Source organism: Mycobacterium sp. (genome assembly GCF_035633495.1).
Lineage (GTDB): Bacteria > Actinomycetota > Actinomycetes > Mycobacteriales > Mycobacteriaceae > Mycobacterium.
In genome coordinates, this window is record NZ_DASQEU010000131.1 from 48,160 (window position 1) to 55,417 (window position 7,258).

Genomic DNA, 7,258 nt, shown 5'->3' on the forward strand with positions numbered 1-7,258 from the left:
CGCCATGAACACCTCGACGATCGGCAGCGCACGCCGGTGGTCGATGCTGGTGATCGCGCTCACCGCGACCCTGTGCGCCAACGTCTTCATCAACGGTGTCGCCTTCCTGATTCCCACCCTGCACACCGAGCGCGGCCTGGACCTCGCCGAGGCAGGACTCATCTCGGCGCTGCCTAGCTTCGGCATGGTCGTCACGCTCATCGCCTGGGGTTACGTGGTCGACAGATTCGGCGAACGCCTCGTGTTGGTCGTCGGCTCGGCGCTGACCGCGGCCGCCGCGTTCGCCGCCGCCTCGGTGGACTCCCTCGTCGCGGTCGGCGTCTTCTTGTTCCTCGGCGGCATGGCGGCCGCAAGCAGCAACTCCGCCAGCGGACGCCTGGTGGTCGGCTGGTTTCCACCACACCAGCGCGGCCTGGTGATGGGCATCCGCCAGACCGCGCAGCCCCTCGGAGTCGGCCTGGGCGCGTTGGTGATTCCGCAGCTGGCCGAGGCCAACGGCGTCACCGCAGCCCTGTTGTTCCCCGCGATCGCCTGCACTGCGGCCGCCGTCATCAGCGCCGTCGGCGTCCTCGATCCTTCGCGACCCCCGCGGGCGGAGGCGCACGCCGACGATCTCGCCAATCCCTATCGCGGATCCTCGACACTATTGCGGATCCACGCCGTCTCGGTGCTGCTCGTCGCCCCGCAGTGCGTGGTGTGGACGTTCACCCTGGTCTGGTTGATGACCGACCGCGGCTGGTCGGCGGCGTCGGCGGGTGCGATGGTGACCTTCGCCCAACTCCTCGGTGCGGCAGGCAGAATCGCCGCGGGGCGATGGTCGGACAAGGTCGGATCACGACTGCACCCGATCCGGGCCATCGCCATCGGCGCCGCGATGGCGATGGGCCTCCTCGCGGTCACGGACCTGATGCACTCGCCGCTGTCGATCGCAGTGATGGTGGTCGCATCCGTCGTCACCGTGTCCGACAACGGCCTGGCCTTCACAGCGATCGCCGAACTGGCGGGCCCGTTCTGGAGCGGTCGCGCCCTCGGCACGCAGAACACCAGCCAACTGCTGACTGCGGGCATCGTGCCGCCCGTGTTCGGCGCGCTGATCACCGCGGCCGGGTTCCCTCTCGCGTTCGCCGTGTGCGCACTGTTCCCGTTGGTGGCGCTGCCGCTGGTCCCCGTCGACGCCGACCCGCTGCGGAGTCAGCCGCCGACCGAGTGACGCCGTGGCAGCACCAGCAACGCGGCGGTGAGGAAGCACAGCGCACCGAGGAAGGTGCCCAGGTTCGCGAGCGCCTCGTCGGCGGTGCTACCCGTCTTGTAGACGAACGCTCCGACGGCGCTGGCGGCGAACGCGATGCAGCCGATCATGTTGATCCACTGCGCCCGCCAGTCACGCGACGTCGGCACCCATCGTCCGACGCTTGCGGTGACGGCGACGATGCCGAGCGCGGCGCTGACGAGGAAGGCGAGCGATCCGGTGGCGTCGGGGGCCCACACCAGCCTGCGCTCGGCCATCACGGCATGGGCCCACACCGAGGCGCCGGTACTGACGTTGAAGAGCACGGTGCCGCCGAATTGCACTGCCGCCGAGAGCCATTCGGCGCTACCCTCGGGACCCGAGCGAACCAACTGAATCCACGCAGCGCTGGTGAAGAACCAGGAGCCGACGAAGCACAGGACGTTGGCCGCGCCCGCCCCGGCGAACGACGCGAACCCGGGTGCGGTGCCCGTGGCGAACAAGGTCGATCCGATGGCGAACAGCCCGCACTGCTGTGTCAGCGTGACCGTGACCGGCAGTCTCGTCTTCAATCAACTGGACCGTTCTCGAGATTCTCCGCGCATTGGGTCAGCAGGTCGGCCAAATGTCGCCTAGCGCTCGTCGAAAGCCCCTGGATCATCGCATGTTCCACACCGATAACTACGTCGTGGCTGGCCGCCAAGCGTTTGCCGCCCGGTCGTCACGAGTCGACGACGACATCCTCGACCGGCTGCGCGCAACAGATCAGGATGTTGCCTTCTGCCGGCGGTTCCAAGGGATCCGGGTCATAACGGACGGAGCCGGACAGCAGCGCAGTCTCACAGTTGTGGCACACCCCGGTTCGACACGACCAGCGACTCGGCACGTCACAGGACTCGGCGAACTCGAGCAGGCTCGTCGCCGGCGGACCCCACGGCGCACAGATGCCGCTGCGGGCGAATTGCACACCGGGACCTGGTCCGGGCGGCCCCGCCGGTAGGTGTGGCGGCACCGAGGTCGCGGCGATCCCGGGAGTGAGAGCGGCTGCGGCGCCGAATGTCTCCATGTGGACGCGGGCGGCGTCGAGACCGTAGGCGGCGAGTCCCGCGCTCAGTTCATCCATGAAGGTCGCTGGACCACATAGGTAGGCGTCTGCATCGGCCGGCAGTCGCAACGCGGCGATCGCATCGACGGAGAGCCGACCCTCGTCGGTGTAGTCGAAGCCCCGTCGGTCGGCGGTTGCCGGGCGGCTGTAGAAGATTCGGTGTTGACAGTTCGGCAACCGGTTCAGCAGTTCGCGGCTCTCCGCGGCGAAGGGATGTTCGGCGCCGTTGCGTGCTCCGTGCAGCCACCAGACTTGGCGGGCCGAACCCGTCGTCACCAGCCGATGCAGCATGGAGAGCACGGGGGTGACACCGACCCCGGCGGACAGCAGCACGACCGGGTTGTCACCGTCGGCGAGGAAGAACGTGCCCCTTGGTGCCGCGACGTCGAGCAGATCACCGACCTTCACGTGCGTGTGAATGTGCTCGCTCGCCGTTCCGTGCGTTTCGCGCTTGACGCCGATGCGGTATTCGTCGGAGCCGGGCAGGTTGGACAGCGAGTAGTTGCGAATCACCGCCGCCGCACCTGACTCGGGCTGCAGGCGCAACGTGATCGACTGACCTGGAGGCCATTCCGGAAGGCGCGACCCGTCAGGGGCACCCTACTGGACTGAGCGCACACGGTCGGATTCATCACGCACGGCGGTCACGTGGAGTGGACGAAATCCCTTCCAGGACGGCGGTGGGCTGCTGGCCGCCGCCGTCAATCCGGTGTTGCCCTCCGAGCCTTCGGACTGCTCGACCAGGCTCCGTAGCGAGGTCTTCCAACCGGCGCTCAGCGCGGGGATTCGAAGCGCACGCACTAGCGCATCGCGAGGGTGGCCAGGCAGGTAGAGCAGTGCATCGATCTCGGCGACGGTCACCTGCTCGGGCCCGGAAGCGATCTTGACGATCTCCTGGCCCGCTTCGACTTCGCCCTCGGTCAGTACCCGGCAATAGAAGCCCGGCCGCCGGTGCGCGACCAACAATGCCGCCATGCGCGGTTCACCGATGCGGATCCCCGCGCGATAGCAGGTGACGCGGGGCTGAGTCACCTCGAACACTGCTTGTCCGATCCGGTAGCGGTCCCCGATGCACACCTCGTCGTCGGGCAACCCGTCGACGGTGAGGTTCTCCCCCAGATAGCCGGGCGCGAGGTCGTCGCGATGGAATTCGTTGGCCCAATGCCGGTAGGAGTCCACCTGGTACACCAGGACGGCACGGTTCTCCCCGCCATGACCCCCAAGGTCGCCCTGACCGTCCCCATCGATGTTCAGCCTCCGGACCATCCTCGGTCCGGCGACGGGCGTCTTCCACGAGCCGGTGTAGACGGTGCGGCCCTTCCAGGCAATGTCCTTGGGTAGGCCGACATTCACCGACATCAGTGTCGCCATCGCGTTCGTCTCCTTCGCTTCGAGAACCGTGACAGGTCGTTGCTCAGCCGAAGCCGGGCATGACGGAGAGGGCTACGACGATCATCGTCGTTGCGAGCGCCATCGAGACCACGTTGCCGATGAACGGGTGAAAGTCCGCGGGGAGCCTTCGCGCGATCGATGCCGCCACCGGCGGTCCGATCACCGCGCCGGCGACGATGGCCTGATCGCCGCGGTGAGCCACAGGTGAATTGCGGGTGCACGTTCCCGGGACACACCGGGCGCATTACTCACCAGGGGTTAGTCCTTCGCGCAGTTGGGCGTTCTCGGCCTGCAGCGCTGCGAGTTGGCGCCGCAGCGGGCCTAGGTGCGGCTCGAGTTCGGCCGCGGCGTACCGCGGGGTGATGTGTTGGGGGCAGTTCCAGTCGAACGCCTCCACGGAGACGAGCACCGCCCGTTCGACGACGGCCTGGTAGTCGGGCATGGCGAACGTGCTGACGAGAGCGGGGTCGTCCTCGATGGTGACGACGCGGGCCCTGCCGTAGATCTTGAGCCGACGTTGGTCGACGTAGTCCACGGCGATGAGCGCGACCCGGTCGTCGCCGGCGAGGTTGCCGGTGCTGATGTATTGCAGGTTGCCGCGAAAGTCGGCCCAGCCGATGGTGTGGTCGTCGACCACCCGAAGGAAGCCGGCCGGGCCGCCGCGATACTGCACGTACGGCCAACCGGTTTCGCTGGTGGTCGCGAGATAGAAGCTGTCCCGCTGGATCAGGTACTCCCCTTCGTCGTAGGTGAGCGCATCGGTACCGGGCGTCGCGTTGCCCTGTCGGCGTTTGCGGTCGTAGAAGTCCTGGCTACCGTGGTCCTGCTGAGCCTTCCGAACGGCGTCGGTGAAGGCGATGTTGCCGTAGTGCTTGCTCAACGGTGTGAACCCTTCAGAGCTAGTCGGTGAGAAACGAAAGGAGCTCGCGGTTGACTTAATTGGCGTAGGTCCATAGCAAACCATGCGGTGCGCCGACGACTTCAACGTAGCGGGCGCGCGGGAGCAACTCGTAAAGGGGCCGTGCGGTGGCGTCGATGGGGAAGATTCTGTCCTGAGTGCCATGCAGGATCGTCACCGCGATGTCGTATTCGGCGATCTTGGCGACGTCCCCGCGGAAGTCCGTCGAACAGGTGATGGCCGCCGCGACGGACGCATAGACCGACTCCGAACACGCAGCGCGGACCGAACTCTCGACCATGTCGTCGCTGACCCGACGCCCTTGGATGGCATCGGTGTTGTACAAATTCGCGCAGAAGTCCCGGAAGTAGGCATGCCGGTCCTTGACAGCGGCGCATGGGGACGCCGCCATGACGGCACCGTCCACCCCGTGCGGGTTGTCGTCAGTTCGCAACAGGAAGGGCTCGAGGCAGGCGACGAACATCGCCTTGCTGACCCGTGCCGGGCCGTAGGTTCCCAGATACCGGCCGACTTCGCCTGTGCCCATGGAGAATCCGGCCAGCGCCACATCGGTCACATCTAAGGTGATGATTCGGTAGCCCGCGTCCAGTAGCGGTTGAAGCTGTTTCTCCCACGCGTGCCCGTAAGGTGGGTAGCCGTGGACGAGGACGACCGGCTGCCGCAGCCGTGGTCCTCGTAGTACAAGTCGATGTCCGTGGCGCTCTCGCGGTCGACGGTGATGAACGGCATGGCGGTACCGCCGCTGATGGTGAACACCGACACCAATCCCGAAGGTCTGCCTAAAGGGGTGTTCAACGACCTGCAGGCGCAGCTCGCGGCGAGCCGCGCGGCGTTCTACCGCGCGCTGCCATCCGGCCCGTTCTACAAATTCAACCGTCCCGGTGTCCAGTCCTCGGAAGCCCTCATCGGGAACTGGTGGCGCGAGGGCATGATCGGCGGGGCCAAGGCACACCACGACGGCATCGTCGCGTTCTCCCAGACGGACTTTCGCGACGACCTGACGAAGATCACCATCCCGGTGCTGGTCATGCACAGCAAGGACGATCAGATCGTGCCCTACGTCGCAGCAGGCCCCAAGTCAGCAGAGCTCCTTCAGAACGGAACCCTCATCACCTATGAGGACTTCCCGCACGGAATGCCCACCACGCACGCCGACACCATCAACGCCGACCTGATGGCCTTCCTTCGGGCCTGACGAGAGATACGAATTGAGCGAATTGGACGTGTTGGGCGGTCCGACGACGGTGCTGGACATCGCCGGCCGTCGCGTCGTGATGGACCCGACCTTCGACCCGCCGGGGCCGCACGTCTACCTCACCAAGACATCGGGGCCTGCCGTGACGGCGGTCGCACTCGGCCCCGTCGACGTGGTCCTGGTCAGCCACGACGAACACCCCGACAACCTGGATGCCGAGGGCCGACGGTTCGCACTGGCCGCCCCACTTCTGATTACCCACCCCAGGGCCGCAGCACGGTTCGGCGGTCCGGCTCTTGGGCTGGAGGCGTGGCAGACCATCGAGCCCCCCGCCAAAGGTAGCGCGAAACCGTTTACAGTGCAGGCGGTTCCGGCGGTTCACGGCCCTGCCGATGGAGAGCGTGACGGGACCGGCAATGTCAACGCCGAGGTGGCCGGATTCGTATTGTCGGGCCCTAGCGTTCCCACGGTGTACCTCAGCGGCGACCACGTCTCCATCGTGGTGGTGAAGAAGATCGCGGACCGGGTCGGTCCCATCGACGTGGCGGTGCTATTCGCAGGCGGCGCGCGGATGGCAGTCAAACAAGGTGGTCGCCAACTGACACTCACCAGTCAGCGGGCGGCCGCGGCCGCCGAAGTCCTTGGCGCCCGAGTGATCATCCCGGCACACATCGACAGCTGGAGTCACATCAGCGCAGGCATCGACGATGTGATCGCGGCATTCGACGCGGCTGGAATCGGCCATCTCCTTGCACTGCGGCCCACGGGCGTTGGACCAACCTCGACGGGGCATGACTCTCAGAAGTGAAGGAGCGCACCATGGAGTGCACACCAGCCGATACCGCAGTAGTCGTCATCGACCCACAAGACGACGTCCTCAGCCCGGCGGGAAAGAACTGGGACAGCGTCGGGGCAAGCGTGACCGAGAACGACACCGTCGAGCACCTGCTGCAGATATTCGAGGCCGTACGGCAGACCGACTACCCCGTGTTCATCTCACCGCACTACTTCTATCCCACAGACGCCACCTGGCTGTTCAACGGCCCCTTGGAGTCAGATGAGTTCCGTACCAACACGTTCGCACGCAACGGCCCGCTCACCCTCGAAGGGTTCAGCGCCGTTGAGTAACGGCCCTCACCGCAGCGAGTTCTGCAGCAGGGTCGCGAACTCAGTCGCACGACGACCGTGACGCAGAACTCGGCGAGCGGACGGGAAGGTCTACGCCTAGAGCAGGCCCACGATGCGGTCGCCGACCGCCGACGTCGACAGTTTCGTATCACCCAGGGTGGCGAGGTGTTCCTCGACGGCCTTGTCGACCCGCGCCGCCGCCGCGTCGTCCCCGACGTGCGCGAGAAGCAGGGCCACCGACATGACGGCCGCGGTGGGATCGGCGATGCCCTTGCCCGCGATGTCGGGCGC

At 66.5% G+C, this 7,258-nt stretch carries 8 protein-coding genes and 2 pseudogenes; 4 read left to right on the top strand and 6 right to left on the bottom strand.

The window, feature by feature from the left end; translation table 11 throughout:
- Positions 1-4 precede the first annotated feature (4 nt).
- On the top strand, positions 5-1,210 hold the full coding sequence (locus tag VET27_RS19735; RefSeq protein ID WP_526521171.1) for an MFS transporter: 1,206 nt from the start codon (positions 5-7) through the stop codon (positions 1,208-1,210).
- Here the strand turns inward: VET27_RS19735 and VET27_RS19740 are convergent.
- The 5 genes and pseudogenes from VET27_RS19740 to VET27_RS19760 all read right to left on the bottom strand — a co-directional run bounded on the left by VET27_RS19740 (position 1,192) and on the right by VET27_RS19760 (position 5,200).
- On the bottom strand, positions 1,192-1,800 hold the full coding sequence (locus VET27_RS19740; RefSeq protein ID WP_526521173.1) for a hypothetical protein: 609 nt from the start codon (positions 1,798-1,800) through the stop codon (positions 1,192-1,194). The genes VET27_RS19735 and VET27_RS19740 overlap by 19 nt on opposite strands.
- Before the next feature lie 149 nt (positions 1,801-1,949).
- Positions 1,950-3,704 (bottom strand): annotated as a pseudogene (locus tag VET27_RS19745) (MOSC domain-containing protein).
- A 43-nt stretch (positions 3,705-3,747) separates the two neighbouring features.
- Complete coding sequence (locus tag VET27_RS19750) at positions 3,748-3,927, bottom strand: hypothetical protein (protein WP_526521175.1); 180 nt, start codon at positions 3,925-3,927, stop codon at positions 3,748-3,750.
- A 42-nt stretch (positions 3,928-3,969) separates the two neighbouring features.
- Positions 3,970-4,605 carry a pyridoxamine 5'-phosphate oxidase family protein gene (locus VET27_RS19755; protein ID WP_526521177.1) on the bottom strand — a complete coding sequence of 212 codons (636 nt, stop codon included), beginning with the start codon at positions 4,603-4,605 and terminating at the stop codon, positions 3,970-3,972.
- Positions 4,606-4,660: 55 nt separating this feature from the next.
- Positions 4,661-5,200 carry an alpha/beta fold hydrolase gene (locus VET27_RS19760; RefSeq protein WP_526521179.1) on the bottom strand — a complete coding sequence of 180 codons (540 nt, stop codon included), beginning with the start codon at positions 5,198-5,200 and terminating at the stop codon, positions 4,661-4,663.
- Positions 5,201-5,374: 174 nt separating this feature from the next.
- On the opposite strand from VET27_RS19760, the pseudogene VET27_RS19765 reads away from it, so the two are divergent.
- The 3 genes and pseudogenes from VET27_RS19765 to VET27_RS19775 form a co-directional block, all read left to right on the top strand.
- Positions 5,375-5,839: pseudogene (locus tag VET27_RS19765) on the top strand (alpha/beta fold hydrolase); the annotation flags it as partial.
- Between the two features lie 13 nt (positions 5,840-5,852).
- Positions 5,853-6,647 (top strand): MBL fold metallo-hydrolase, encoded by a 795-nt coding sequence (locus tag VET27_RS19770; protein WP_526521181.1) that lies wholly within the window; start codon positions 5,853-5,855, stop codon positions 6,645-6,647.
- 11 nt (positions 6,648-6,658) lie between these two features.
- Positions 6,659-6,967: a hypothetical protein gene (locus VET27_RS19775; protein ID WP_526521183.1), complete on the top strand. Its 309-nt coding sequence runs from the start codon at positions 6,659-6,661 to the stop codon at positions 6,965-6,967.
- Between the two features lie 96 nt (positions 6,968-7,063).
- On the opposite strand, the gene VET27_RS19780 is transcribed toward VET27_RS19775, so the two are convergent.
- Positions 7,064-7,258: isocitrate/isopropylmalate family dehydrogenase (locus tag VET27_RS19780; protein WP_526521185.1), on the bottom strand; the 195-nt coding region annotated here is incomplete at its 5' end.